A 26,885-nucleotide genomic window follows, 5' to 3' on the forward strand; every position below is an offset into this window, starting at 1 on the left:
GCACTCCTTCGTCCTCGTCCTGCGTGGGCGGGGTCCATGCTACGCGAGCAGTTCCGCGAGGAACCGGCCCGTGTGGCTCTCCGCGACGCGTGCGACCTCCTCGGGCGTGCCCGTGGCCACGATCGTGCCGCCCCCGGAGCCGCCCTCGGGACCGAGGTCGATCACGTGGTCCGCGCTCTTGATCACGTCGAGGTTGTGCTCGATGGTGAGCACCGTGTTGCCCTTGTCCACGAGGGACTGGAGCACGTGCAGGAGCTTGCGGATGTCGTCGAAGTGCAGCCCCGTGGTCGGCTCGTCCAGCACATAGATGGTGCGGCCGTTGGAGCGCTTCTGGAGCTCGGCCGCCAGCTTCACGCGCTGGGCCTCGCCGCCCGAGAGCGTGGTGGCGGGCTGGCCCAGGCGGACGTAGCCCAGGCCGACGTCGACGAGCGTGTCCAGGTATCGCGAGATGCGGGTGTACGCGCTGAAGAAGTCCGCGGCCTCCTCGATCGGCATGTCGAGGACCTCGGCGATGTTCTTGCCCTTGTAGGTAACCTCGAGCGTCTCCCGGTTGTACCGGGCCCCGTGGCACACCTCGCACGGCACGTAGACGTCCGGCAGGAAGTTCATCTCGATCTTCAGCGTGCCGTCGCCCGCGCACGCCTCGCAGCGCCCGCCCTTGATGTTGAAGGAGAACCGGCCCTGCTGGTAGCCCCGGACCTTCGCCTCGGGGGTCTCCGCGAAGAGCTTGCGGATCGCGTCGAACACGCCCGTGTAGGTGGCGGGGTTGGAGCGCGGCGTGCGCCCGATGGGGCTCTGGTCCACGTGCACCACCTTGTCCAGGTGCTCGAGCCCCTCCACGGACCGGTGCCGGCCGGGCACGAGCTTGGCGCCGTTGAGCCGGTTGGCCAAGACCTTGTAGAGGATCTCGTTGATCAGCGTGGACTTGCCGGAGCCGGACACGCCCGTCACGGCCGTGAGGACCCCGAGCGGGACCTCCACCGAGACGTCCTTCAGGTTGTTCTCCTGAGCGCCGCGGACCGTCAGCACGCGCCCCTTCTCCGGGACGCGACGCCGCTCCGGCACCGCGATGGAGCGGCGGCCGGAGAGGTAGTCGCCGGTGACGGACCGCGTGTTCGCCTTGAGATCCGCCAGGGAGCCCGAGTGCACGACCTCGCCGCCGTGCTCGCCCGCGCGAGGACCGATGTCCACGATCCAGTCCGCCTCGGCGATCGTGTCCTCGTCGTGCTCGACGACGATGAGGGTGTTGCCGAGGTCCCGCAGGCGCAGGAGGGTCTCGATGAGGCGGCGGTTGTCCCGCTGGTGCAGGCCGATGGACGGCTCGTCGAGCACGTAGAGGACGCCGACCAGCCCGGAGCCGATCTGCGTGGCCAGGCGGATGCGCTGGGCCTCGCCTCCGGAGAGGGTGCCGGCCGGCCGCTCCAGGTTGAGGTACTCGAGGCCGACGTCCAGCAGGAACGCCAGCCGGGCCAGGATCTCCTTGAGCACCTGGTCCGCGATCTGCCGCTCCCGGTCCGTCAGCCGCAGCCCCGAGAAGAACTCCATGGCCTCGCGCATGGGCAGGCGGGTGGCGTCCGCGATGGACAGGCCGCCCACGAGCACGTTCAGGACCGTGGGGTTGAGGCGGGCCCCGTGGCACGCCGGGCACGGGATCTCCCGCATGAACGACTCGTAGCGCTCGCGGGCGCCGTCCGACTCGGTCTCCCCGTGCTTGCGCATCACGTAGGGGATGACGCCCTCGAAGCCCGTGGTGTAGCGGCGCTCGCGGCCGAACCGGTTGCGGAACGTCACCTCCACCTTGAAGTCCTTGCCGTGCAGGACGGCGTCGCGCTCCGCCTCCGTCAGCTCCTTCCACGGGGTGTCCAGGGAGAAGCCCATCTCCTTGCCGAGCCCGCCGAGCACGCGCAGCCAGTAGTCCGAGGTGGACTTGCCCAGCGACCACGGCACGACGGCGCCCTCGCGCAGGGACAGCTCGTCGTTGGCGACGACGAGGTCCGGGTCCACCTGCAGGCGGGAGCCGATGCCGGTGCACTCGGGGCACGCGCCGAACGGGTTGTTGAAGGAGAACGAGCGCGGCTCGATCTCGTCCACGGTCTGTTCGTGCCCGTTGGGGCAGGAGAGCTTCTCGGAGAACGAGCGGTACCGGGGGTTGCCCTCGGCGTCCCGCCCGCCGAACTCCGCGGTGTTCTTCTTGCCCTTCTCGGCGACCGGCTCCACGTCCACGAACTCGGCCACGACGAGGCCGTCCGCCAGCTTCAGGGCGGTCTCCACCGAGTCGGTGAGGCGCTGGCGGATGCCCTCCTTCATGGCGAGGCGGTCCACGACGACGGCGATGGTGTGCTTGACCTGCTTCTTCAGCACGGGCGGGTCCGAGAGCTGGACGGCCTCCCCGTCCACGACGGCGCGGGCGAAGCCCTGCGTGGACAGGTCCTTGAACAGGTCCACGAACTCGCCCTTGCGGCCGCGGACCACGGGCGCGAGCACCTGGAAGCGGGTGCGCTCGGGCAACTCCTCGAGCTGGTCCACGATCTGCTGCGGGGTCTGCCGGCTCACCGGCTCTCCGCACTGCGGGCAGTGCGGCACCCCGACGCGCGCCCAGAGCAGGCGCATGTAGTCGTAGATCTCGGTGATGGTCCCCACCGTGGAGCGCGGGTTGCGGTTGGTGGACTTCTGGTCGATGGACACGGCCGGGGACAGGCCCTCGATGAAGTCCACGTCCGGCTTGTCCACCCGGCCCAGGAACATGCGGGCGTAGGAGGAGAGCGACTCGACGTAGCGTCGCTGGCCCTCGGCGAAGATCGTGTCGAAGGCCAGGGAGGACTTGCCCGAGCCGGACAGACCCGTGAACACGACCATGGCGTCCCGCGGGAAGCTGACGTCCACGTCCTTCAGGTTGTGCTCGCGGGCGCCCTGGACGACGATGCGGTCCCGCTCGCCCGAGCGCGCGCCGCCGGGGCCGGAGGCGAGGCCGCCGGCATGGGTCTCGACGGCGGAGGAGACGGTGGTGGAGGAGTTCTTGGGCACGCGGCCAGCATAGGGGCGGGCGCGGACACGACACCGGGGTCTCGCCTGTGGGCGAACCGACCGCCGGCCCGGCCCGCCCTGGCGCGTCGCCGACCCGTCCGTACACTGTTGCGCATGCCCGAGACCGCCCGGAACCGCCTCCTGCACGATCTGCCCGCCGTCACGGTGCGCACCTGCTCCGTGTCGGAGATGGACAACAACGTGTACCTGCTCACCTCCAAGACCACGGGGGCGCAGGTGCTGATCGACGCCGCCGCCGAGGCCGAGGCCATCCGCGACCTCATCGCCTCGGCCGCGGGCGACACCCCGTGCGAGCCGCGCCTCGAGATGATCGTCACCACGCACCGACACTGGGACCACGTGCGGGCGCTGCCGGCGCTGGCGTCCCTGACCGGGGCCCGCACCGCGGCCGGCGAGGACGACGCCGACGCGATCGCCGAGGACACGGGGGTCGCCCCCGACGTGCGCCTGCGCCACGGGGACATCGTGGGGGCGGACGGGCTCCGGCTCGAGGTGGTGGCCCTGCGCGGCCACACGCCGGGGTCGATCGCGCTGGTGTGCCGCCCCGAGGCGGACGAGCCGGCCGTGCTCTTCACCGGCGACTCCCTCTTCCCGGGCGGGGTGGGCAACACCGAGGGCGACGACGGCCGGTTCCGTCAGCTGTTCACGGACGTCACGGAACGGATCTTCGACGCGTTCGACGACGACGTGGTGGTCCACCCCGGCCACGGCGCCTCCACGACCCTGGGCGCCGAGCGCCCCCACCTGCCGGAGTGGGCCGAGCGCGGCTGGTGATGGCCCGCCCGGGCGGCCCCGGGCCCGGCGTCAGGCCGGCTTCTGCCCCACCATGAACAGGCGCCGGGCCGGGAAGATCGTGACCGGGCCGCCGTCGTCGGCTGTGACGCCGGGCACAGGCGGATACGCCTCGCGCATGGCGGCGCGGTACCTGTCCACGAACGCCTCGAGCAGCCCGGCGCCCTCGGCGGAGCCCTCCTCGGCGTCCCAGCGGGCCAGGGCCTGCAGGCTCGGTCGCAGGGCCGCGCCGGAGGTCCACCGGAACACCGGGTCCTCGCCCGTCAGGACCTGCTGGTACTCCGTCTCCCAGACGACCGGGGACCACCCCGCCTCGAGGAACAGCCGCGTGTACTCCTCGGGCGGCGCCACGGTGCGGGTCGTCGCCACGCCGTGCAGCGGCTCGGAGAAGGCCGGGTCCTCGGCCAGCGCCACGATCGCCGCGTGGGAGGGCTGCTCGTAGGGCCGCGGGATCTGCGCCGCGAACCAGGCCCCCGGCGTGAGGTCCCCGAGCCAGCGCCGGATCAGGCGACGGTGCGTCGGGATCCACTGGAGCATCGCGTTGGACACCACGACGTCCGTCGCCCTCGACGGGCGCCACTGCGAGGCGTCGACCGCCTCGAAGCGCAGGTTGGCGGGGGCGCCCGTGCGGGCCGCCTGCTCCCGGGCCCGCTCGAGCATCGCGGGCGAGTCGTCCAGACCGATCACCTCGGCGTCCGGCCAGCGCTCGGCCAGCGTCCGGGTCAGGGTCCCCGGGCCGCAGCCCAGATCCACCACGACGCGCGGCGCCTCGGCGCGCACGCGCCCCACCAGGTCGTGGAAGGGGCGGGCGCGATGCTCGGCGAAGCCCTCGTACTGCGCGGGATCCCAGGTGAACCCCCCGCCCTGTCGGCCGGTCACGTCCCCGACGACGGCGTCGGTGTCCGGGTGCGGGCTCTCAGGCGCGATCTGACTCATGGCGGCACCGTATCGCGCGGAGCGGCCGATACGCTGGGAGCGATGACTTCTCCCGCCACGAACCCGCCCTCGCTGACCGACCGCATCAACGCGCTCCCGCCGACCCCGGACGCCGACGACGTCTTCGGGGCCTTCGCGGCCTGGACCGAGGACCGCGGCATCTCGCTCTACCCCGCCCAGGAGGAGGCCGCCCTCGAGCTCGTCCAGGGCCGGCACGTGATCCTGGCGACGCCCACCGGCTCCGGCAAGTCCCTGGTGGCGCTGGCCGCACACGCCGACGCGCTCGCCCACGACGCCGTCTCCTACTACACGGCGCCGATCAAGGCGCTCGTCTCGGAGAAGTTCTTCGCGCTGGTGGACGTGTTCGGCGCGGAGAATGTGGGCATGGTCACGGGTGACTCCACCGTCAACGGTGACGCGCCGATCATCTGCTGCACCGCCGAGATCCTCGCCAACCGCGCGCTGCGGGAGGGCTCGGGCATGGAGATCGGCACCGTGGTGATGGACGAGTTCCACTACTACGCGGACCCCTCCCGTGGCTGGGCTTGGCAGGTCCCCCTCCTCGAGCTGCCGCAGGCCCGGTTCCTGCTGATGTCGGCCACCCTCGGCGACACGACCCGCCTCGAGGCGGACCTGATCGAGCGCACCGGGCGCGAGGTCGCCGTCGTCGCCCACGCGGAGCGGCCGATCCCGCTGACGTTCGAGTGGTCCGAGGTGCCGCTGCAGGAGAAGGTCGAGGAGCTCGTGAGCACCCACCAGGCACCGGTGTACATCGTGCACTTCTCGCAGCTGGACGCCGTGGAGACGGCCCAGGGGCTGTCCTCGATCTCGGTGACGTCCAAGGAGGAGAAGGAGGCGATCGCCGCGCGGATCGCCGGCTTCCGCTTCTCCGCGGGCTTCGGGCACACCCTGAACCGCCTCGTCCGGGCGGGCATCGGCGTGCACCACGCGGGCATGCTGCCCAAGTACCGCCGCCTCGTGGAGAAGCTGGCCCAGGACGGGCTCCTCAAGGTCATCTGCGGGACGGACACGCTCGGCGTCGGGATCAACGTGCCGATCCGCACCGTGCTGCTCACCGCGCTGTCCAAGTTCGACGGCGAGAAGACCCGCCTGCTCCAGGCCCGCGAGTTCCACCAGATCGCCGGCCGGGCGGGCCGGGCCGGCTTCGACACCTCCGGCACCGTGGTGGTCCAGGCCCCCGAGCACGTGATCGAGAACAAGGCGGCCGAGCGCAAGGCCGCCGCGAAGTTCGCGAACGTCAAGGACGAGGCCGAGCGGGCCAAGCGCATGAAGCAGTCCGTGAAGTCCGGCAAGCGCAAGACCCCGCCCGCCGGCTTCGTCTCGTGGGGGCCGGCGACGTTCGAGCGCCTCGTCTCCGCCGAGCCGGAGCCGCTGGTCTCCCGCATGCGGATCACGCACTCCATGCTGCTGAACATCCTCGACCGGCCCGGCGACCCGGTGATCGCCGTCCGGCGCCTGCTGCGCGGCACCCACGAGACCCCGGCCCGCCAGGCGGTGCTCATGCGCCGCGCGCTCGGGATCTTCCGGGAGCTGTTGGCCACGGGCGTCGTCGAGCGTCTGCCCGAGCCGGACGCCGAGGGCCGCACCGTGGACCTCACAGTGGACCTGCAGCCGGACTTCGCCCTCAACCAGCCGCTCTCCCCCTTCGCCCTCGCCGCGCTCGACCTGCTGGACCCGGCCGAGCCCGACCACGCCCTCGACGTCGTCTCCGTGATCGAGGCGACCCTCGACCCGCCGCGCCAGGTGCTCTCGGCCCAGGTCAAGCACGCCAAGGGCGAGGCCGTGGCCGCCATGAAGGCCGAGGGCATGGACTACAACGACCGCATGCGGGCCCTCGACGAGGTCACCCACCCGCGCCCGCTGGCCGAGCTGCTCGAGCAGCAGTTCGAGCTCTACCGGCAGGACGCCCCGTGGCTCGCGGAGTTCGAGCTGACCCCCAAGTCCGTGGTGCGCGACATGTTCGAGCGGGCCATGGGCTTCGGCGACTACGTCCGGTTCTACGGGATCGCCCGGTCCGAGGGCGTGCTGCTGCGCTACCTCACGGACGCGGTCAAGGCGCTGCGCCACACGGTGCCCGAGGCGGCCCGCACCGAGGAGCTCCAGGTGCTGTTGGACTGGCTCGACGAGATGGTGAAGCAGACCGACTCGTCCCTCCTGGAGGAGTGGGAAGACCTGGTGGCCGGGGACATCGACGAACTGCGCCGGGACATGGAGGCGCTCGAGCCGCCGGCGCCGCCTCGCCTGACGGACAACGAGCCCGTGTTCCGGGTGATGGTCCGCAACGCGATGTTCCAGCGGGTGCGCCTGTTCGGCGACGAGCGGGACGCGGCGCTCGCGGCCCTGTCCGGCGACCTGTCCGCCGACGACTGGGCCGACGCCCTCGACGCCTACTTCGACGACCACGAGGACATCGACGACGGCCCCGCCGCGCGTGGCCCCGAGCTGTTCCGCGTGGCCGCGGCCCCCGACGTCGCCGCTCCGGTCGAGCTGGTCGGCCCGCGCTGGTGGGCGGTGCGGCAGGTCCTGAAGGACGCGGACGGGGACCTGGACCACGGGATCAACGCCGTGGTCGACCTGGACGCCTCCGATGAGGCGGGCCACCCCGTGATCCGGGTGGTCTCCGTGGGCGCGCCCGAGTCCGGGTGGGGCCTGTGAGCGCCGGGGACGCCCGGGCGGCAGGACGGCCCGTGGCGGGCGACCCGCGCGGCTTCGCCCCCCTCGAGCCGGCCCGCCACCGCGTGGGCGAGCGCACCGAGCTCTACGACGGCACCGTCACGGTGGACCACTGGTTCACGGTGCCGATCGACCACGCACTGGGTCTCGCCGAGGCCGAGGCGCAGGACGCGGAGGGCACCGGCGTCGGGCCGCACCGGCGCGGCACGCTGACCGTCTTCGCCCGCGAGATCCGGGCGAAGGACGACCCCGAGGGCGAGCGTCCCTGGGCCCTGTACCTCCAGGGCGGCCCCGGCAGTGCCGGGCCCCGCCCGGCGCGCCTGAACGGCTGGCTCGGCGCGCTGGCCGAGAGCCACCGCGTGCTGCTGCTGGACCAGCGCGGCACGGGTCGCTCGACCCCGGCCACCGTGGCGACCCTCACCGCCCCGGGCGCCTTCGCCACGGACGAGGCCCGCGCCGAGCACCTGGTGCACCTGCGGGCACCCTCGATCGTGCGGGACGCCGAGATGCTGCGCCTCGCCCTCGGCGCCGGACCGTGGACCACGCTGGGCCAGAGCTTCGGCGGGTTCTGCACGCTGAGCTACCTCTCCTTCCACCCGGAGGGCCTGCAGCGCAGCCTGGTGACCGGCGGCCTCGCTCCGCTCACCGGCCACGCCGACCGGGTCTACCGGGCCACCTACGCCCGGATGCGCGCCCGCGCCGAGGAGTTCTTCGACCGGCACCCGGCCGACCGCGACGCGTGGTCGGAGGCCGTGGGACTGATCCGCGCCGCCGAGGCCGCGGGCGACCCGCTCCCCCTGCCCGGCGGCGGGCCGCTCACCGTGGGACGGGCCCAGGCCCTGGGCATGCTGCTGGGCGGCAACACCCGCGTGGACCGCCTGCACTGGGTCCTCGCCGAGGCCGTGGACCGCACCGGCCCCGCGCCGCGCCTGTCCGAGACGTTCCTGGCCGCCGTCGCCGAGCAGGACGACCGCCTCGTCAACCCGCTCTACACGGTGCTGCACGAGGCGATCTACGCGCAGTCGGCGGACCTGGCCGACGGCCGGTCGGACACCGGCTGGTCGGCGTCCCGGATGCTCGCCGAGCACCCGGACTTCGACCCCGAGGCGACCGCGGTCCCGCTGCCCACGGGCGAGCACGTCATGCCCTGGTCCGTCGAGGTCGACCCCCGGCTGCGGCCCCTGGCCGGCACGGCGCGGCTGCTCGCCGAGCGCACGCAGTGGGGCCCGCTCTACGACGTGGCCGCCCTGGCGCAGAACACCGTTCCCGTGGCCGCCGCCGTCTACGCCGACGACGTGTACGTGGACCGGGACCTCTCGCTCGAGACGGCGGGGCGCGTCCGTGGCCTGCGGGTGTGGGAGACCGACGCCTTCCACCACGACGGCATCGCCGACGACGGGCCGGCGATCCTCGACCGGCTCCTGGCGATGACCGCGGCGGACGGCGCCGGGACGACGACGGCCCCCGACCCGGTCGACTGACCGGCTCGGGGGCCCGGGCGCCAGCGGAGTGCTCCCCCGGCGCCGTGATCGGCTCAGACGGTGGGCCCGTCCTGCCGCACGATCTGCTCGGAGACCCCGCGCGCGTCGTCGTCACGGGGATCCGCGAACCGGGTCTCGTGGGCCGTGCGGATGATCGCCGACCACGCGTCCTTGTGCTCGAGCAGCTGGTCGCGCCAGCGCTGGTCCAGGGCCTCGGCCCGGGCCGTCCAGCGGTCCATCAGGGCGGCGGCGCGCTCGCGCTCGGCCGGGTCGGCGTCCTCGGCCAGCTTCGAGTACCGGTACGAGTACTTCTCGGCGTTCTGCAGCGCCCGCAGGGCCTGGCCCTTGGGCGAGTACAGGGACACGAGCACGGTGATGGCCAGGATGACCACCACGACGACGAGCGAGAGGTTCGTGGGGATCTCCGCCACCGGCACGTTCTCGCCGCCGTTGATGAACGGCAGGTTGTTCTCGTGCAGCGCGTGCAGGATGAGCTTGACGCCGATGAACGCCAGCAGCGCGGAGAGCCCGTAGGCCAGGTAGACGAGGCGGTCGAGCAGGCCGTCGATCAGGAAGTACAGCTGGCGCAGGCCCATCAGGGAGAAGGCCGTGGCGGTGAAGACGATGTACGCCTCCTGGGTCACGCCGAAGATCGCGGGGATGGAGTCGAAGGCGAAGAGGATGTCCGTGGCGCCGATCGCGATCATCACGAGCAGCATCGGCGTCATGAGGCGCTTGCCGTCCACCGTCGTGAAGAGGCGTTCGCCGTCGAACTGGTCGGAGGCGGGCAGGAACCGCTTGACGAGGCGGACCATCACGTTGTCCGCCTCGTCCTGGGCGCCCTCGGCGTCGCCGGACATCTCGCCCTTGAGCTGGCCGCCGGCGATGATCAGCAGGAACAGGCCGAAGAGGTAGAACACGTCCGACCACGCGGCGATGACGGCGGCGCCGAGCAGGATGAACAGGGTGCGCGAGATCAGCGCGAAGGTGATGCCGAACAGGAGCACCTTCTGCTGGTACTCGCGCGGCACCCGGAAGCTGGCCATGATCACGAGGAACACGAACAGGTTGTCGACGCTGAGCGCCTTCTCCAGCAGGTAGCCGGTGTAGTACTCCACGGCGTGCTGCGTGTCGCCGAAGGCGAAGAACACGAGGCCGAAGACGAGCGCGAGGCCGACGTAGACGCCCGACCAGACCGCGGCCTCCTTGATGGTCGGCGTGTGCGCCTTGCGCACGTGGGCGAAGTAGTCGAATGCGAGGAGTCCGACGATCAGGGCGATCGTCAAGCCCCACGTGAGTCCATTGATTTCCACAGGGTCACCTTTCGGCGTCAGGGGTCAGTTCTGCGCCGCAAGTCTCTCCGCCCCACCGTGGGTTCTCCGGTGCAGGCCCCTGTGTCCGGCCGGCGGCGCGCTCTCGGCGGCCGCGGCGTGCTGACGTCCACAGTGTTCGGGATACTCCCCTACGTCGCCGGTCAGTCTACCCCGTCACACGACGACGCCCCGCTCCGCGGCGGGCAGAACGGGGCATCGACGGGCCGGCTGGCGCGGGCGGCGGGTCAGCGGTCGTCGCGGCGGGCCCGGTCGGCGTAGTCCTCCATGCGCTGGACCTGGCCGGTGAGCGGGGAGGCGGACTCCCGGTCCGTGCGGCCCCAGATCAGCGACGCCACGGTGGCCAGCACCAGGGTGCCGAGGATGACGCCGAGGGAGACGAACGTGGAGATCTCCGGGACGGCCGTCACGGGGTGACCGCCGTTGATGAAGGGCAGCTCGTTCTCGTGCAGGGCGTGGAACACGAGCTTGACGCCGATGAAGGCGAGGATGAACGCGAGCCCGTGCTTGAGGAACACGAGACGGTCCATGAGCCCGCCCAGCAGGAAGTAGAGCTGGCGCAGGCCCATGAGGGCGAAGATGTTGGCGGTCAGGACGATGAACCAGTTCTGGGTGAGGCCGAAGATCGCCGGGATGGAGTCCACCGCGAACATCACGTCCGTCAGGCCGATCGTGATGAACACGACCACCATGGGGGTGAACATGCGCCGGCCGTCCACGGTGGTGCGCAGTCGGTTGCCGTCGTAGTCGGGCGCCACGTTGAGGCGGCGGGTCAGGCGGGCCACGACGCCCGGCTCGGACTCCTCGTCCTCGCCGTCGTCCTTGAGCTGCTGCCAGGCGGTCCAGAGCAGGAAGGCGCCGAAGATGTAGAACACCCACGTCAGGTGCTCGATGGCGACGGCACCGACCGCGATGAACACCGCGCGGGCGATCAGCGCGATGATGATGCCCACCATCAGCACCTCCTGCTGGTAGCGGCGGGGCACCTGGAACTTGGCCATGATGATGAGGAACACGAACAGGTTGTCCACGCTGAGGCTGTACTCGGTGACCCAGCCGGCGAGGAACTCGGTGCCGTGCTGCGCATCGCCCAGGGCGAAGAGCAGCCCCGCGAAGACCAGCGCCAGCGCCACGTAGAACCCGATCCACAGGCCGGCCTCCTTCATGGAGGGCTCGTGGGGGCGGCGCGCGACGTACAGCAGGTCGAGCAGGAGGATGACGCCGAGGACCACAAGGGTCGTGGTCTCGAAGACGGGACTGAGCACGTCCATGGAGGGGTTCCTTTCGTGGGGGCCGCGCCAGTCTAGACGGGTGCGGCCCCGCGCTCGGCCGCGGGTGGGCCCGGTCTCAGGCTGCGCCGGGGGCGGTCAGTCCCAGGGCGAGCCAGACGACGACGGCACCGGCGGCGGCCAGGCCCCAACTGGCGAGGGAGCCGATGAGGAACTCCTCCGCGCGTGAGCCGGCACCTCGGTCCGCCGAGATCTCCGGGAAGCGGACGATGCCCTTGGCCGCCATCAGGGCCGCGATCACCGGATAGGCCTGCGCGAGCCCCAGCACGACCATGAGCAGCCGCTCCATGGGTCCGATGTAGCGGCCGCCGCGCAGGCCGTCGGCCGCGGCGTCCGTGGGCGCGGCGGACGGCACGGTCGCGGGCTCCGCCGCGGGCTCCTCCGCCTCCTCGTCGCCCCCGTCGGCGGGCCGGCCCGCCAGGGCGAGGACCGCGCGGGTGACCCGGTTGCCGGTCTCGGTCAGGGCCAGCGCCACCGCCAGCAGCGTGAGGGCAGGGGGCGCGGAGCGCAGGCCCGCGGGCGCCAGGGTCGACTCGAGCACGGCCACGAGGCCGACCGTGGCCACCACTGCGACCACCCCGAGCGGCCGGTCCGGGTGCAGCCATGTCCAGCCCATCAGCAGGCCGAGGGCCACCAGGCCGCCGCCCACCGCGACGGAGAGGGCGGTCGGCGCCAGGACGGCCACGAGCACCGCGGCGAGGACGGCGGCCACGGCCGCACCGGCCCGGGCGAGCCACCGCCGCCGGGGGGCGGGCCAGGCGCCGGGCAGGACGGCGTCGAGCAGGTCGTGCAGCCCCAGGGCGAGCAGTGCGAGGGCGGTCACGGCGCGACCTCCGTCGCCGCGGCGGCGAGCTCGGCGTCCAGCTCGAGCAGCCGGTCGATCCCGGACCGCGCGACGGCCTGCGACACCGCGGACTGCGTGATCCGCTCCGCCCGGGCGGTCTGCGCCTGGGTCGCCCCGCCCAGCAGGGCTGCGGCGATCCGGCGCTCGCGGGCCTTGAGCCGGCCGAGGACGTGGTCGCGCAGCAGGACGAGCCCGTCCACGGCGGCGGTGAGGGACGGGTCCGCGGCGCGGAAGGCGGTCCCGGCACCGGCCGCCCGCTCGTGTGCACGCTCGACGGCCTCGCGGGCCCGATACCAGGCCGTGCCGTCCTCGATGCCGTCTCCGCCGGCGTCCAGGGCCCGCCGCTGCCCCAGGCCGATCCCGAACCGCAGGTCGAGGCCCGGGGGCAGGGCGAGCGTGACGCGGACGGTCAGCCGGAGCGCGTCCGGCCAGGCGCGGTGCAGCGCCTGGAACTCGTCGCCGACGCTGGCCCAGGCGGGCCGCAGCGGCGGGACATCCCGTTCCGCGGCCGCGAAGGCGGCCAGGATCTGCTCCTGCGCCCGCTCCCGGTCCGGGAGCGCGCGGGAGCCGACGATGTCCGCGATCACGGCCGCGACCGGGGGTGCTGCGCTCATGGCGTCACACTATCACTGATATGACGACATTCATCAGTGTTTTCATAACACCCTGGGCGCGGAACGCGCCGGGCGGTCACTGCTCCCGCTTCATCTGCCGCAGCTCCTTCTTGAGCTCGCCCACCTCATCGCGCAGGCGGGCCGCAAGCTCGAACTGCAGGTCCGCCGCCGCCTGGTGCATCTGCTGCGACATCTGCTCGATCAGATCGGCCAGGTCCTTGGCGGGCAGCGACGCCGGGTCCACCGCCGGGGCCTCGGCGCCCTCCCCCGTGGCCGGGGCCCGGTCCAGCGAGCTGAGGCCGCGGTGGCCCATGCCGAAGTCGAACCCGGACTTCACGCCGCCCATGCCCTTGAGGAAGTCGGCGGTGTCCGCGTCCTCCCGGGCCAGCTGGTCCGTGATGTCCGCGATGCGCTTGCGCAGGGGCTGGGGGTCGATCCCGTGCTCCTCGTTGTACGCGATCTGCACGGCCCGGCGCCGCTCGGTCTCCTCGATCGCCCGGCGCATGGAGTCGGTGACGTTGTCCGCGTACATGTGGACCTCCCCGGACACGTTGCGGGCGGCGCGGCCGATGGTCTGGATGAGGGAGGTGGTGGAGCGCAGGAAGCCCTCCTTGTCCGCGTCCAGGATCGCCACGAGCGAGACCTCGGGCAGGTCCAGGCCCTCGCGCAGCAGGTTGATGCCCACCAGCACGTCGAAGGTGCCCTTGCGCAGCTCCCGCAGCAGCTCCACGCGGCGCAGCGTGTCCACATCCGAGTGGAGGTACTCGACCTTCACCCCCGCCTCGAGCAGGTAGTCCGTGAGGTCCTCGGCCATGCGCTTGGTCAGCGTGGTCACCAGGACGCGCTCGTCCTTGGCCGTGCGCACGCGGATCTGCTCGAGCAGGTCGTCGATCTGGCCCTCGGTCGGCTTGACCACCACCTGCGGGTCCACGAGCCCGGTGGGCCGGATGATCTGCTCGACATAGCCGTCCGCCTGGCCGAGCTCGTAGGCGCCCGGCGTGGCGGAGAGGTACACGGTCTGCCCGATCCGCTCGAGGAACTCGTCCCACTTCAGCGGGCGGTTGTCCATGGCCGAGGGCAGGCGGAAGCCGTGCTCCACGAGGGTGCGCTTGCGGGACATGTCCCCCTCGTACATCGCGCCGATCTGCGGGATGGTCACGTGGGACTCGTCCACCACGAGCAGGAAGTCGTCCGGGAAGTAGTCCAGCAGGCAGTGCGGGGCGGAGCCGGCGGGACGGCCGTCGATGTGACGCGAGTAGTTCTCGATGCCGTTGCAGTAGCCCATCTGCTGCATCATCTCGAGGTCGTACGTGGTGCGCATGCGCAGCCGCTGCGCCTCGAGGAGCTTGTCCTGGGACTCCAGCTCCTGCAGCCGCTCGCGGAGCTCGTCCTCGATGGTGGTGATCGCCCGGCCCATGCGCTCGTCGCCGGCCACGTAGTGCGAGGCAGGGAAGATGTACATCTCCTCCTCCTCGCGCACCACCTGGCCGGTGAGCGGGTGCAGGGTCTGGATGGACTCGATCTCGTCCCCGAAGAACTCGATGCGCACCGCGAGCTCCTCGTACATGGGGATGATCTCCACGGTGTCCCCCCGCACACGGAAGGTGCCGCGGTGGAAGTCGACGTCGTTGCGCACGTACTGCATCTGCACGAACCGCCGCAGGAGCACGTCCCGGTCCATCTCCGCACCGCGGCGCAGGGTGACCATCTGCTCGATGTACTCCTCGGGCGTGCCGAGGCCGTAGATGCAGGAGACGGTGGCCACCACGATCACGTCCCGCCGGGTCAGCAGCGCGTTCGTGGCCGAGTGGCGCAGCCGCTCGACCTCCTCGTTGATGGAGGAGTCCTTCTCGATGAAGGTGTCCGTCTGCGGGACGTACGCCTCAGGCTGGTAGTAGTCGTAGTAGGAGACGAAGTACTCGACCGCGTTGTTGGGCAGCAGCTCGCGGAACTCGTTGGCCAGCTGCGCCGCGAGCGTCTTGTTCTGCACCATCACCAGCGTGGGCCGCTGGAGGCGCTCGACGAGCCACGCCGTCGTCGCCGACTTGCCCGTGCCGGTGGCCCCCATCAGGACGACGTCCTTCTCCCCCGCCTCCACGCGCTCGGCGAGCTCGGCGATGGCCTTCGGCTGGTCACCGGAGGGCTGGTACGGGGAGATGACCTCGAACGGGGCGACGACGCGGTTGATCTTCTGGGCCAGGCTCATGGCAGAACCCTACGCCGCGCCCCGGACACCCCGGCGGTCAGTCCGCCGAGGGCTCAGCCGCGTCGGGGGCGAGGAACCGGTCCCACACCTGGTTCGCCACGGACGCGAGCCGCTCGAGGTCGGCGTCGTTGACGATGACCACGTCCGCGACGGCGCGCCGCTGCTCGTCCGTGGCCTGGGCCGCGATCCGCGCCTCGGCGTCCGCGCGGCTCATGCCGCGGTCCTCCACCATCCGGCGCAGGCGCTCCTCGAGCGGGGCCTCCACCACGATCACGAGGTCGAACGCGTCCGCCTGCCCGGTCTCCACCAGCAGCGGCACGTCCTGCACCACGACGGCGTCCGGCCCGGCCTCGGCGACGATGCGCCGGGCCGCGGCCCGGATCCGGGGGTGCACGATGCGGTTCAGGCGCTGCCGGGCGCCCTCGTCCCCGAAGACGATGCGGGCCATCTCGACGCGGTCGAGCTCACCGTCCGCAGTGATGACGCGGTCCCCGAACTCGTCCCGGACGGCGGCCAGCCCGTCGGTGCCCTTCTCGAGGACCAGCCGGGCGAGGGCGTCCGAGTCCACCAGGAGCGCGCCACGCTCCTGCAGGACGCGGGCCACCGCGGACTTGCCGGCGGCGATCCCGCCGGTCAGGCCCACATGGACGCGCGGCCGTTCGGCCACCGGGTCGGTCTCGGTCATACGCGCTCCCCTCGGGCGGCCTCGAGCTGAGGCTGGATCTTGGCCTCCCAGTATGCCCGGACGGCCTCCTGCAGGTCCTCGAGCGAGCCGTCGTTCTCGATCACGGTGTCCGCGATCTCGGCCCGCTCCTCGTCCGCCGCCTCCTCGTCGATGAAGGCCCAGGCCCGCTCGCGGGTCATGTCGTGGGACTCCATGAGCCGGGCGACGCGCACCTCGGCGGGAGCAGAGACGGCCAGCACCTGGTCGAAGTCGCGCTCGGAGCCGGTCTCGGCCAGCAGGGCCAGGTCGACCACCAGCACGGAGTCCTCGCCGATCTCGCGGGCCCGGCGGTTCGCCTCGTCGCGCACCGCCGGGGAGACGATCTCGTACATTCGCGTCCGGGCGGTCGAGCTCTCGGTGGTGAGCCGGTTGAGGGCGCGCGCGTCCAGGGTGCCGTCCGCGCGGACGATGTCCTCGCCGAAGACCGACCGGAGCTCCTCGAGCACGGGGTTGCCGGGCACGAGGATCTCCCCCATCAGGTCGTCGAACTCCACGACGACGGCGCCCCGCCGCTCGAGCTCCGCGCCGACCTCGGTGCGGCCCGCGGCGATGCCGCCGGTCAGGCCGACGGTGACGAGGGCCTTGGCCGCGTCGATGCGCTGCTGGTGCCACGTCTTCGGGGTGTGCGTGTCGTTCTCCGGCTCGGTACCGACCTCGAACTCGGGGCGGATCACGAAGTCCGAGACGTCGACGCCGTCCTCGGTGGCGCGGCGGCGGTACTCCTCGGCCGGCAGCACCTGCTTCCACTGGCGGGTCCGCATGGGCCGCGCGGCACCCGCGTCCTCGCGCAGGGCCTGCAGCAGCAGTGCGGCCTGCGTGACGGTGATGAGCAGGATGGGCAGGCCGATCACGATGATCACCTCCTGCAGCGCAGCCAGGCCGTTCTCGCCCGCGGTGAGGATGATGGCCGCGCAGACCGCACCGATGGACACGGCCCAGAACACGGACTGGCGGCGGGGCGCCGCATCCTCGTGGCCGTTGGCCATCGCGTCCATCACGAGCGCGCCCGAGTCGATCGAGGTGATGAAGAACAGCGTGATGACCACGAGCGCCACGACCGCGGCCACCGTGTAGAGCGGGGTGCCCTGCAGGTGCTGGAACAGGGCGGCCTGGACGTTGCCGTCGGTGACGATCGTCTGCGTGAGGTCGCCGCCCTGGCCCGGCGCCGGCGCGGTGGCGCGGTCCGACTGGAACGCGGAGTAGCCGTAGATGCCCATCCAGATGATGACGAACGCCGTGGGCAGGCCGAGGCCGGCCATGATGAAGGAGCGGATGGTGCGGCCGCGTGAGATGCGGGCGAAGAACATCCCCACGAAGGGCGCCCACGTCACGGTCCAGGCCCAGTAGAAGACGGTCCAGTCACCGGACCACTGGCCCGAGTTGTACGTGTCGTTGTAGGTGGAGAGCAGGGGCAGCATCGAGGCGTACTCGCCGATCGCCTGCACGGTGCCGCGGATGACGTCCATGCTGGAGACGGCCCACATCAGGACGTACACGAGCAGGGCGATGGCCAGCAGGATGTTGGCGTAGGACAGCCGCTTGACGCCCTTGTCCATGCCGGCCAGCACGGAGGCCGTGCCCACGGCGGTGATGACGGCCAGGATGAGCGCCTGGACCCAGCCGGCCACGGGGGTGCCCAACACGTAGTTCATGCCCGCGTTGATCTGCAGGGCGCCCAGGCCCACGGACACGCCGAGGCCGAACACGGTGGAGACCACGGCGATGATGTCGATCGTCTTGCCGATGGGGCCGTGGATGCGATCGCCCAGGAGGGGCTGGAAGGCGGAGGACACGCGCGGGGGCAGCTTGCGCTTGTACGTGAAGTAGCCGAAGCACAGGCCCGGGACGAGCAGGATCGCCCACATGTGGATGCCGAAGTGGAAGTTCGCGATCGACATGGCCTCCGAGGCCGCGCGGTCGGAGAATGGCTCCGTCCCCGCCATGGGCGGGTTGGCGTAGTGGTTCATCGGCTCGGCGATGCCCCAGAACATCAGCACCGCGCCGACGCCGGCGGCGAACATCATGCCGAACCAGGTCAGGCCGGAGTACTCCGGCACCGCGTCGTCGTCGCCGAGCTTGACCCGGCCGTACCGGGTCACGGCGAGGATGAACAGGAACGCCACCAGCAGGGTCAGGCTGAGCGTGTAGATCCAGCCGACGTCGTAGCGCAGCCAGCTCGAGACCGCGCCGAAGGCCGCCTGGACCGGACCCGGGAACAGGCCCATCGCGGCGGTGAAGAGGACGACCACGGCGGCCGAGCCGAAAAAGATCGCCGGACTCGTGCGGAGCCCCAACGTGTCGTGCAGGCGAGTGAGCGGGGAAGTCATGAGTCTCCCGGGACAGGGTCGTGGGAGGCCCGCGGCGGCACGCGTGCACGCTCACCGGTGGGCCGGTGCCGGGTGGCACGGTCCCCCACTGTACCGAAGCTCACGTCCGGGCTCGACGGCGTGCCCGTCCTCGGCCAGCCCCTAGGGTGGGGTCATGCCCGATCCCGCCCCCGCCCCGACCGCGCGCTGCACGGTCCTGCCGGCGTCCGCCCGCGACCCCGACGGCTGGCTGGAACGGGAGGTGGAGATCCGCCGCAGCCGCTTCCTCACCTACCTCGGGCGCGTCGAGGACGAGGCGCAGGCGCGCGAGATGGTCGCCGTCCTGCGGCGCCGGCACCACGACGCGCGGCACGTGTGCAGCGCGTTCGTCCTCGGCTCCGCCCGGGACCGGATGCGTTCCAGCGACGACGGCGAGCCCGCCGGCACCGCCGGCGTCCCCATGCTCGAGGCCCTCGTCCAGCGCGAGACCGCGCCGGGCCGGACCGACCTGACGGACGTGTGCGCCGTCGTCGTGCGCTGGTTCGGGGGGATCAAGCTGGGCGCCGGGGGCCTGGTGCGCGCCTACTCGGACTCGGTGTCCGGGGCGCTCGACGCCGCCCCGCTGCGCACCCGCTCCCGGCTGGCCCTGCTCGCGGTGGAGGCGCCCCACACCGACGCCGGCCGGTGGGAGAACGAGCTGCGCGCGGCGGGCGTGTCGGTGCTGGAGGCGAGCTACGGCGCCGCGGCGGTCCGCCTGACGGTCGGTGTGCCGGACACCGAGGAGGCCCGCGCGGCGTTCGCGGCGCGGCTCGCGGACGTCACGGCCGGCGCCGGGCATGCGGAGCGGATCGGGGAGGACTGGGTGGACCATGAGTGAGCCGTTGCCCCGGGGGGTCACCCCCGATGTCGCCCGCGGCGGGCTGCCGGACGACCTCACCGCGGGCGTGGACTTCGCGGCGCTGGACCGGTGGCCGCTGCCGCCCGAGCCCGACCGTCAGGCCCACGACGCGGCGGACCTGCTCCTGCTCGACACCCTGGCCGGGTGGATCGCGAGCGGGCACGTCCCCGGCCCGGTGGCCGTGCTGGAGGACCGGCACGGCGCGCTGACCCTGCCCCTGCTCACGGCCGGCCACGACGTGCGGGTCCACCAGGACGACGCCTCCGCCGAGCGCTCGCTGGACGCGAACCTCGCCGCGTGGCGCGCCGCCGGTCGCCTCGGCGGGGAGACGGGCGAGCTCGAGCGGTCGGCCACGCCCGAGGAGGCGGCCCGGGGCGCCCGGACGGTCCTGCTGCCGCTGCCCCGCTCGCTCGACGAGCTCGACCGGCTGTCCCGGATCGTGGCGGGCGCGGCCGACCCCGGCGTGGTCCTGCTGGCCGGCGGCCGCGACAAGCACATGAGTCCGCGCATGAACGCGGTGCTCGGCGCGGCGTTCGAGGACGTCGTCGCCGGGCGGGGCCGCCGCAAGGCGCGGGTGCTCACGGCCCGGGGCCCGCGTCCCGGCGTGACCGCCCGGCCGCCGGAGGAGGCCGACCGCGACGTCCCCGGCGTGGGGCGCCTGCGCCTGGTGGCCCACGCCGGCACCTTCGGCGGAGCCGCCGCCGACCCGGGCTCCCGTCTGCTGCTCGCCTCGCTCGCCGACGACCCGCGCCCGCCCGGGCGCGTCGTGGACCTGGGCTGCGGCAACGGGCTGCTCTCGGTCGGGGCGGCGCGGCTGTGGCCGCACGTCACCGTGGTGGCCACCGACCAGTCCGCCGTGGCGGTGGCCTCGACGCTCGCCACGGCTCGCGCGAACCGCGTGGCGGACCGCGTCCGGGCCGTGCGCGACGACGCCCTGGCCACGTGGCCGGACGGGACGGAGGAGTGCGTGCTCCTGAATCCCCCGTTCCACGACGGCAACGCCGTGGACCCCTCCGTGGCCCACCGGCTGGTGGCGGCCGCGGCGCGGGTGCTGGAGCCGGGCGGCCGGCTGTGGTGCGTCTGGAACTCGCACCTGCGGTACCGGCCGGTGCTGGAGGACCTCGTCGGGCCGACCCGGCAGACGGCGCGCGACCGCACGTTCACCGTGACGGTCTCCGAGCGCCGCTGAGCGCGGCTGCCGGGTCCCGTCCGCTCCCCCGCGGCCGACTCCCCCGGGACGCGACGACGCCCCGCCCCTCCGGAGGGAGGGACGGGGCGTCGGGTGCTCGGCGCGGGCCGTCAGGGACGGTCACGCACGGCGTCGATCAGTTGCCGGTGAGCTTCTCGCGCAGGGCGGCGAGGGCCTCGTCCGAGGCCAGGGTGCCGCCGTCCGAGGACGGGGCCTCGGAGGAGTAGGACGAGCCGCCCACGCCCGCGCCGGCGTCGGCGCCGGCGGTGGCCTCCTCCTCGAGGGAGCGGCGCACCTGCTCCTTGTGGGCCTCCCAGCGGGCCTGGGCGTCGGCGTACTGCTGCTCCCAGGCGGCGCGCTCGGCCTCGAAGCCCTCCATCCACTCGTTGGTCTCGACGTCGAAGCCCTCGGGGTACTTGTAGTTGCCCTCCTCGTCGTACTCCGCGGCCATGCCGTAGAGCGCCGGGTCGAACTCGGTGCCCTCGGGGTCCACGCCCTCGTTGGCCTGCTTGAGGGACAGGGAGATGCGGCGACGCTCGAGGTCGATGTCGATGACCTTGACGAACAGCTCGTCGTTGACCGACACGACCTGCTCGGCGGTGTCGATGTGGCGCGAGGCCAGCTCCGAGATGTGCACGAGGCCCTCGATGCCGTCCTCGACGCGGACGAACGCACCGAACGGCACGAGCTTGGTGACCTTGCCCGGCACGACCTGGCCGAGGGCGTGGGTGCGGGCGAAGAGCTGCCACGGGTCCTCCTGGGTCGCCTTCAGCGACAGGGAGACACGCTCGCGGTCCATGTCCACCTCGAGGACCTCGACGGTGACCTCCTGGCCCACCTCGACGACCTCGGACGGGTGGTCGATGTGCTTCCAGGACAGCTCGGAGACGTGCACGAGGCCGTCCACGCCGCCCAGGTCCACGAAGGCGCCGAAGTTGACGATCGAGGACACGGTGCCGTTGCGGACCTGGCCCTTCTCCAGCTTGTGGAGGAAGTTGGAGCGGACCTCGGACTGGGTCTGCTCGAGCCAGGCGCGGCGGGACAGGACCACGTTGTTGCGGTTCTTGTCCAGCTCGATGATCTTCGCCTCGAGCTTCTGGCCGATGTAGGGGGCCAGGTCGCGCACGCGGCGCATCTCCACGAGGGAGGCCGGGAGGAAGCCGCGCAGGCCGATGTCGAGGATGAGGCCGCCCTTGACCACCTCGATGACGGTGCCCTCGACGACGCCGTCCTCCTCCTTGATCTTCTCGATGTCGCCCCAGGCGCGCTCGTACTGGGCGCGCTTCTTCGAGAGGATCAGGCGACCCTCCTTGTCCTCCTTGGTGAGGACCAGGGCCTCGACGGTGTCGCCCACGGCCACGACCTCGTCCGGGTCCACGTCGTGCTTGATGGACAGCTCGCGGGACGGGATGACGCCCTCGGTCTTGTAGCCGATGTCGAGCAGGACCTCGTCGCGGTCCACCTTGACGACGGTGCCCTCGACGAGGTCGCCATCGTTGAAGTACTTGATGGTCGCGTCGATGGCGGCGAGCAGGTCCTCGGCGGAGCCGATGTCGTTGATGGCGACCTGCGGGGCGTTGGAAGTGGTGGTCATGTAGGAGGGACTCCGTTGGGATCGGGGGTCACGTCGGGATCGATGCCGCTGGTGAGCGGCATCCGGGCACCAGAGGGGCCCCACCCGGCGTGGGTCGTGATGGACATGTAACAAATGCGCACGAATGTGCCCGTCCAGCGTATCAGAAGCCGACGAGGGTGTGCAGAGGTCGTCCGGGTCGCACGAGCGCGTCGAAGGCGTCCGCCGCGCCGGCCTGCAGCTCCGCCAGGACACCGGCCTCCGCCAGCACCGCGGCGCCGGCCCCGCGGGAGTGCCCGCCGAGCCAGAGCGCGGAGAACCGGGCCGCGTCGAACCGGAGCCCCGCGCCCAGGCCCACGGCGTCGGCCGCGGGGCCCAGCCGCTCGGCGGCGCCCCGTCCCTGGCGGACGGTGAGCCGCCACGTCCCGTCGATTGCGCCGAGCGCGTCCTCGACGGCGACGACGACCTCCCCGTCGCCCGCCCAGCCACGGGCCGCCATGGCGGCGGGAAGGTTCAGGACCCGCAGGTACAGGTCGTCGGAGCCGCGGTGCCGGCTCACCCGCCGCTCGTCGACGAAGAGCGCCTCGAGCCAGCCGGGCTCGGGCGCGCGGCCCCACTCGATCCGCTCGACCAGGTCCAGCCGGGCCAGGTGGTGGACGAGCCCGCGCCGCGCGTCGGCGGTCGCCGCGAGGAACGCGGTGACGGTGATCGTGGGCGGCTCCTTCTCCCAGCCCTCGAAACGGTACAGCGCGACGCCCTGGACCCGCCCGGCGTCATCGCGGTGGACCGCCGCGTACAGCCCCGAGCCGCGTCCCTCGTTCCGGCTCGCCTCGCGGTCCTCCCAGCGAGGCACGCTGAACGCGGTCCGCTGGACCGAGCCGGGGGTGGCCGGCAGCACCCGTCCGTACAGCTCGTCCACGAGGCCGGGGATCTCCCGCGGCTCCTCGACCGTGATCCGCCCGCCGGCCGGGGCGCCCGTGAGCGCGGGGGCGCCCGAGACGTCGATCCGCACGGCGTGCCACCGGGTGGCGGCCCCGAAGCCGAAGCGGCCGTAGATGGCGGCCTCGGTCGCGGTCAGGGCGGCCGCGCACAGGCCGGCGTCGCGCGCGTCCGCGAGGGACCTGAGCATCATGGCCCGCAGCACGCCGCGCCGGCGGGCGTCCGGAGAGACGGTCACGTCGGTGATCAGCCACGCGTCGACGGTGCGGCCGGGCCACGTGGTCAGCGGCTGCACGAAGTCCTCGAAGGTGGCGGCGGGGCGGCGGGCCGCCGGGTCGTCCCCCGGCGCGTAGACGCCGAGCCGGCGCCGTCCGTCGGCCGCGTGGGCCTCGAGCTGCTGGCGGAGCGCGGCGCCCGTGGGCACCGTCTCGTAGAAGCCCCGTTCGACCGCGGCCGCGAAGTGCGCTGCGGCGGGGTCCTCGGGGCCGAGGACCCCGAGGTCGCGCAGCGCGAGGCCGTGCTCTCCGAGTCGGGCCTCGGCGGCGTCGGCCAGCCGCCGCAGCGACGGACCCTCCGGCGCGTCAGTGTGCGGCGTCATGCCAGCTCCTTCCCCGGCCGACGTGCACGTCGAGCGGCACGGAGAGCTCGGCGGCCCGGCCCATCCGCTCCTTCAGGAGCGCCGTGGCCTGCTCGAGCTCGGCGGCCGGGACCTCGAGGATGAGCTCGTCGTGGACCTGCAGCAGCAGGCGCGAGGCCAGCTTGTGCTCCTCGAGGCCGGCCTGCACGTCGAGCATCGCGCGCTTGATGATGTCCGCGGCCGAGCCCTGGATGGGGGCGTTGAGCGCGGCACGCTCGGCCATGTCCCGCAGCTGACGGTTGTCCGAGCTGAGGTCCGGCAGGTAGCGACGGCGCCCCTCGATCGTCGAGGTGTACCCGTCCTGCCGCGCCTGAGCGACGACGTCGCGCAGGTAGTCGCGCACGCCGCCGAAGCGGTCGAAGTAGCCCTTCATGAGGCCGCGCGCCTCGTCCACCGAGATCTTCAGCTGCTTGGACAGCCCGAAGGAGGACAGCCCGTAGGCCAGGCCGTAGCTCATCGCCTTCACCTTGGCGCGCTGCTCGGCCGTGACCTCGTCCGGGTCCACGCCGAACACCTGCGAGCCGACGAACGAGTGCAGGTCCTCGCCCTCGCGGAAGGCCTGGATCAGCCCCTCGTCCTCGGACAGGTGCGCCATGATGCGCATCTCGATCTGGGAGTAGTCGGCCGAGAGCAGCACGGCCTGCTCGCCGGCCACCTCGTCCGCCACGAACACCCCGCGGATGCGGCGGCCCGCCTCGGTGCGCACCGGGATGTTCTGGAGGTTCGGGTGCAGCGAGGACAGTCGGCCCGTGGCGGCGGCGGTCTGCGAGTAGGTGGTGTGGATGCGGCCGTCCGGGGCGACGGTCTCGAGCAGCCCCTCCACGGTCTGCCGGAGCTTCGTGGCGTCGCGGTGGGCCATCAGGTTCTCGAGGAACGGGTGCTGGGTCTGCTCGAGCAGGTCCTGCAGCGAGTCCACGTCCGTGGAGTAGCCGGTCTTCGTCTTGCGCGTGCGCGGCATGTTGAGCCGCTCGAACAGCACCTCCTGCAGCTGCTTGGGCGAGCCGAGGTTGACCTGCATCCCGCCGGTCTCCTCTGCGACGGACGCCCACGCGGACTCCTTGGCGGCGTCGGCGGCGGCGGTGAAGTCCTCGCGCAGGCCGGTCAGGGCGTCGACGTCGACGGCGATCCCGGTCAACTCCATCCGGGCGAGCAGCCGCGAGAGCGGGATCTCGAGCTCCTGCAGCAGCCGCTGCGCCCCGCGGTCGAGCACCTGGGGCGTGAACTGGGTCGAGAGACGGCGCACCACCCAGGCGGCCCGCACGGCGTCCGCGGCGCGGGCCGCGCGTTCGGCGGCGGCCTGACCCCCGTCGAGGTCGAACGTCCCCTGCGCCCGCTGCTGAGCGGGCTCGCGCGGGGCGGTGAGGGGGGTGTGCAGATGCGCCTCCGCCAGCGCCTCGAGCGAGGTGTCCCGCCGGTCCGGCTGGATCAGGTAGGCCGAGAGCAGCACGTCGTCCACCACGCCGTCCAGGGCCGCGTCCGGGCCGAGCCCGTCGCCCTCGGTGGGCGCGGTCAGCGCCTTGAGCGTGCGCTTGAGGTCGTGCACGGCCTTGGCCAGTCCGCCCTCGCCGAGGGCGTCGCGCACGGCGGCCACCAGCGCCGGGTCCGGGGTGTCGCCGTCGAGGCTCACGTGCAGGCCCGCGTGCTCGCCCACCAGCGCGACGCCGACGGGCGTGCCGAACGTGCCGGGCACGGGCACCTTGCGGCGGGGCAGCAGGGCCGGGCCCTCGACGTCCACGTGGACGCCGAGCAGGGTGCCGGCCTCGGCGGCGAGGAAGGCGCGCACGTCCTCGGCCGTCGTCGCCTCGGTGAACTCCGGGGCGGCCTCGACCTCGGGGGGCGGCGCGTCCTCGCCCACCCGCTCGCCGAACACCTCGAACACGCGCTCCCGGATGCGGTTGAACTGCAGCGCGTCGAACAGCTCCTCCACGGGCTCGCGCTCGGGCATCTCGAGCCGCATCGCCTCGAGCCCGATCGGCAGGTCGAGGTCGCGCACGAGGGCGTTGAGGCGGCGGTTGCGGCGCACGTCCTCGAGATGCTCGCGCAGCGCCTCCCCCTTCTTGCCCGTGATCTCGTGCGCGTGCGCCAGCACGCCGTCGAGGTCCCCGTACTGCTTCAGCCACTTCGCAGCGAACCCGGGGCCGACGCCGGGCACGCCGGGCAGGTTGTCCGCGGCCTCGCCGACGAGGGCCGCGAGCTCGGGGTACTGGGCGGGGGCGACCCCGTACTTGGCCAGGACGGCGTCCGCGTCCATCGGCGGGATGTCGGAGACGCCCTTCTTGGGGTAGAGCACGGTGGTGCGCTCGGAGATGAGCTGGAACGCATCCCGGTCACCGGAGACGACGACGGCCTCCCACCCCGCCTCCTCGGCGCGCGCGGACAGCGTGGCCACGATGTCGTCGGCCTCGTAGCCCTCGAAGGTGAGCGTGGGGATGCCCAGGGCCTCCATGACCTTCACGGTCAGCTCGATCTGGCCCGCGAACTCCGCGGGCGTCTCGGAGCGGCCGGCCTTGTACTCCCCGTACTCCTCGGAGCGGAACGTGGGCCCGGAGAGGTCGAACGCCACGGCCACGTGCGTGGGCCGCTGCTGCCGGATCATGGTCAGGAGCATGGCGGTGAAGCCGTACACGGCGTTCGTGTGCTGGCCCGTGTCCGTGGCGAAGTTCTCGGCGGGCAGCGCGTAGAACGCGCGGAACGCCATCGAGTGCCCGTCCAGGACCAGCAGCCGCTGCGGGGCCTCTGGGGTCGGATCTGCCGCCATGGGTGCTCACGTCTCCTCTCGGCGCGTGGCGCGGGGCGCGCCGGTCGCGTGTGCCAGCCTAGTGCTCATGAGTGAGCACACCGCGACCACCCCCGCCGCCTCCGAGCGAGTCTACCGCCCCGGCGTCACCCCCGAGCTGAGCCCCGCCGAGCTGGCGGCGGCCTGCGCCGAGGCCGGTCTGACGCCCGAGCTTGTCACCGCCCTCGGCGGCGCGGCGATCAGCCCCCTGGCCCAGAAGATGGGTCTGCGCTTCGTCGAGCTCACGGCCGAGCGCGCCGTCGCCACCCTGCCCGTGGCGGGCAACGAGCAGCCCGTCGGGCTGCTGCACGGCGGCGCCCACCTCGTGCTCGCCGAGTCCCTGGGCTCGATGGCCGCGAAGATCCACGCCGGGCCGGACCGCAACGTCGTCGGGGTCGAGATCAGCGCCACGCACCACCGGGCCGTCCGCTCGGGCCTCGTGACCGGCACCGCGACCGCCGTCCACCTGGGCGGCACCCTCGTCACCCATGAGGTGGTGATGACGGACGAGCAGGGCCGACGGCTCTCGACCGCCCGCATCACCAACCTGGTCCTGGCGCCGCGCCCCTGAGGCGGCACGGCCCGCCCCGGGGGACGGGACGGGCCGTGCC

The 26,885-nt window shown here is 72.7% G+C and carries 18 protein-coding genes; 6 read left to right on the forward strand and 12 right to left on the reverse strand.

Annotation, left to right across the window (positions count from 1 at the left end):
- Nucleotides 1-39: 39 nt before the first annotated feature.
- Nucleotides 40-3,024, reverse strand: coding sequence for an excinuclease ABC subunit UvrA (gene uvrA, locus AC0VX4_RS05475; RefSeq protein WP_002855659.1), 2,985 nt, complete (start codon nucleotides 3,022-3,024; stop codon nucleotides 40-42).
- A 114-nt stretch (nucleotides 3,025-3,138) separates the two neighbouring features.
- Between uvrA and AC0VX4_RS05480 the strand changes: the two genes are divergently transcribed.
- Nucleotides 3,139-3,819 (forward strand): MBL fold metallo-hydrolase, encoded by a 681-nt coding sequence (locus tag AC0VX4_RS05480; RefSeq protein ID WP_002855661.1) that lies wholly within the window; start codon nucleotides 3,139-3,141, stop codon nucleotides 3,817-3,819.
- Nucleotides 3,820-3,849: 30 nt separating this feature from the next.
- On the opposite strand, the gene AC0VX4_RS05485 is transcribed toward AC0VX4_RS05480, so the two are convergent.
- Nucleotides 3,850-4,773: a methyltransferase domain-containing protein gene (locus tag AC0VX4_RS05485; RefSeq protein WP_002855662.1), complete on the reverse strand. Its 924-nt coding sequence runs from the start codon at nucleotides 4,771-4,773 to the stop codon at nucleotides 3,850-3,852.
- A gap of 42 nt (nucleotides 4,774-4,815) precedes the next feature.
- On the opposite strand from AC0VX4_RS05485, the gene AC0VX4_RS05490 reads away from it, so the two are divergent.
- Both AC0VX4_RS05490 and AC0VX4_RS05495 read left to right on the forward strand, forming a co-directional pair.
- The gene (locus AC0VX4_RS05490) at nucleotides 4,816-7,449 is read left to right on the forward strand and encodes a DEAD/DEAH box helicase (RefSeq protein WP_475464668.1); all 2,634 of its coding nucleotides are present in this window, start codon (nucleotides 4,816-4,818) and stop codon (nucleotides 7,447-7,449) included.
- A 32-nt stretch (nucleotides 7,450-7,481) separates the two neighbouring features.
- Complete coding sequence (locus tag AC0VX4_RS05495) at nucleotides 7,482-8,948, forward strand: alpha/beta fold hydrolase (protein WP_002855666.1); 1,467 nt, start codon at nucleotides 7,482-7,484, stop codon at nucleotides 8,946-8,948.
- Between the two features lie 53 nt (nucleotides 8,949-9,001).
- Here the strand turns inward: AC0VX4_RS05495 and AC0VX4_RS05500 are convergent, their stop codons facing one another.
- The 7 genes from AC0VX4_RS05500 to coaE (AC0VX4_RS05530) form a co-directional block, all read right to left on the reverse strand.
- Nucleotides 9,002-10,261 carry a TerC family protein gene (locus tag AC0VX4_RS05500; RefSeq protein ID WP_002855667.1) on the reverse strand — a complete coding sequence of 420 codons (1,260 nt, stop codon included), beginning with the start codon at nucleotides 10,259-10,261 and terminating at the stop codon, nucleotides 9,002-9,004.
- A gap of 245 nt (nucleotides 10,262-10,506) precedes the next feature.
- The gene (locus AC0VX4_RS05505; RefSeq protein WP_002855671.1) at nucleotides 10,507-11,550 is read right to left on the reverse strand and encodes a TerC family protein; all 1,044 of its coding nucleotides are present in this window, start codon (nucleotides 11,548-11,550) and stop codon (nucleotides 10,507-10,509) included.
- Nucleotides 11,551-11,626: 76 nt separating this feature from the next.
- Nucleotides 11,627-12,391 (reverse strand): hypothetical protein, encoded by a 765-nt coding sequence (locus AC0VX4_RS05510; RefSeq protein WP_002855672.1) that lies wholly within the window; start codon nucleotides 12,389-12,391, stop codon nucleotides 11,627-11,629.
- A complete protein-coding gene (locus AC0VX4_RS05515; protein ID WP_002855673.1) occupies nucleotides 12,388-13,026 on the reverse strand; it encodes a SatD family protein in 639 nt (212 codons plus the stop codon). The genes AC0VX4_RS05510 and AC0VX4_RS05515 overlap by 4 nt, the downstream gene beginning before the upstream one ends.
- Before the next feature lie 76 nt (nucleotides 13,027-13,102).
- A complete protein-coding gene (gene uvrB / locus AC0VX4_RS05520; protein ID WP_002855674.1) occupies nucleotides 13,103-15,232 on the reverse strand; it encodes an excinuclease ABC subunit UvrB in 2,130 nt (709 codons plus the stop codon).
- 37 nt (nucleotides 15,233-15,269) lie between these two features.
- Nucleotides 15,270-15,917, reverse strand: coding sequence for a dephospho-CoA kinase (gene coaE, locus AC0VX4_RS05525; RefSeq protein WP_002855677.1), 648 nt, complete (start codon nucleotides 15,915-15,917; stop codon nucleotides 15,270-15,272).
- Nucleotides 15,914-18,283, reverse strand: a complete 2,370-nt coding sequence (coaE, locus tag AC0VX4_RS05530) for a dephospho-CoA kinase (protein WP_002855679.1) — start codon at nucleotides 18,281-18,283, stop codon at nucleotides 15,914-15,916. The genes coaE (AC0VX4_RS05525) and coaE (AC0VX4_RS05530) overlap by 4 nt, the downstream gene beginning before the upstream one ends.
- 154 nt (nucleotides 18,284-18,437) lie before the next feature.
- Between coaE (AC0VX4_RS05530) and AC0VX4_RS05535 the strand changes: the two genes are divergently transcribed.
- Both AC0VX4_RS05535 and AC0VX4_RS05540 read left to right on the forward strand, forming a co-directional pair.
- Entirely contained in the window at nucleotides 18,438-19,139 is a 702-nt protein-coding gene (locus tag AC0VX4_RS05535) for an IMPACT family protein (protein ID WP_098471674.1), read from the forward strand.
- Nucleotides 19,132-20,349, forward strand: a complete 1,218-nt coding sequence (locus tag AC0VX4_RS05540) for a class I SAM-dependent methyltransferase (RefSeq protein ID WP_410992334.1) — start codon at nucleotides 19,132-19,134, stop codon at nucleotides 20,347-20,349. The genes AC0VX4_RS05535 and AC0VX4_RS05540 overlap by 8 nt, the downstream gene beginning before the upstream one ends.
- A 136-nt stretch (nucleotides 20,350-20,485) precedes the next feature.
- Here the strand turns inward: AC0VX4_RS05540 and rpsA are convergent, their stop codons facing one another.
- From rpsA to polA, 3 genes are all read right to left on the reverse strand, one after another.
- On the reverse strand, nucleotides 20,486-21,943 hold the full coding sequence (gene rpsA / locus AC0VX4_RS05545) for a 30S ribosomal protein S1 (RefSeq protein WP_060774931.1): 1,458 nt from the start codon (nucleotides 21,941-21,943) through the stop codon (nucleotides 20,486-20,488).
- Between the two features lie 142 nt (nucleotides 21,944-22,085).
- Complete coding sequence (locus tag AC0VX4_RS05550) at nucleotides 22,086-23,459, reverse strand: GNAT family N-acetyltransferase (RefSeq protein WP_060774930.1); 1,374 nt, start codon at nucleotides 23,457-23,459, stop codon at nucleotides 22,086-22,088.
- A complete protein-coding gene (gene polA, locus AC0VX4_RS05555) occupies nucleotides 23,443-26,256 on the reverse strand; it encodes a DNA polymerase I (protein WP_475464669.1) in 2,814 nt (937 codons plus the stop codon). The genes AC0VX4_RS05550 and polA overlap by 17 nt, the downstream gene beginning before the upstream one ends.
- Before the next feature lie 67 nt (nucleotides 26,257-26,323).
- Here polA and AC0VX4_RS05560 point away from each other — a divergent pair, with 67 nt between their 5' ends.
- Nucleotides 26,324-26,845, forward strand: a complete 522-nt coding sequence (locus AC0VX4_RS05560) for a PaaI family thioesterase (protein ID WP_036334547.1) — start codon at nucleotides 26,324-26,326, stop codon at nucleotides 26,843-26,845.
- Nucleotides 26,846-26,885: the final 40 nt, after the last annotated feature.

Source organism: Micrococcus sp. 63XJN7_8_ISO-PGPR-S23-253 (assembly GCF_056173425.1).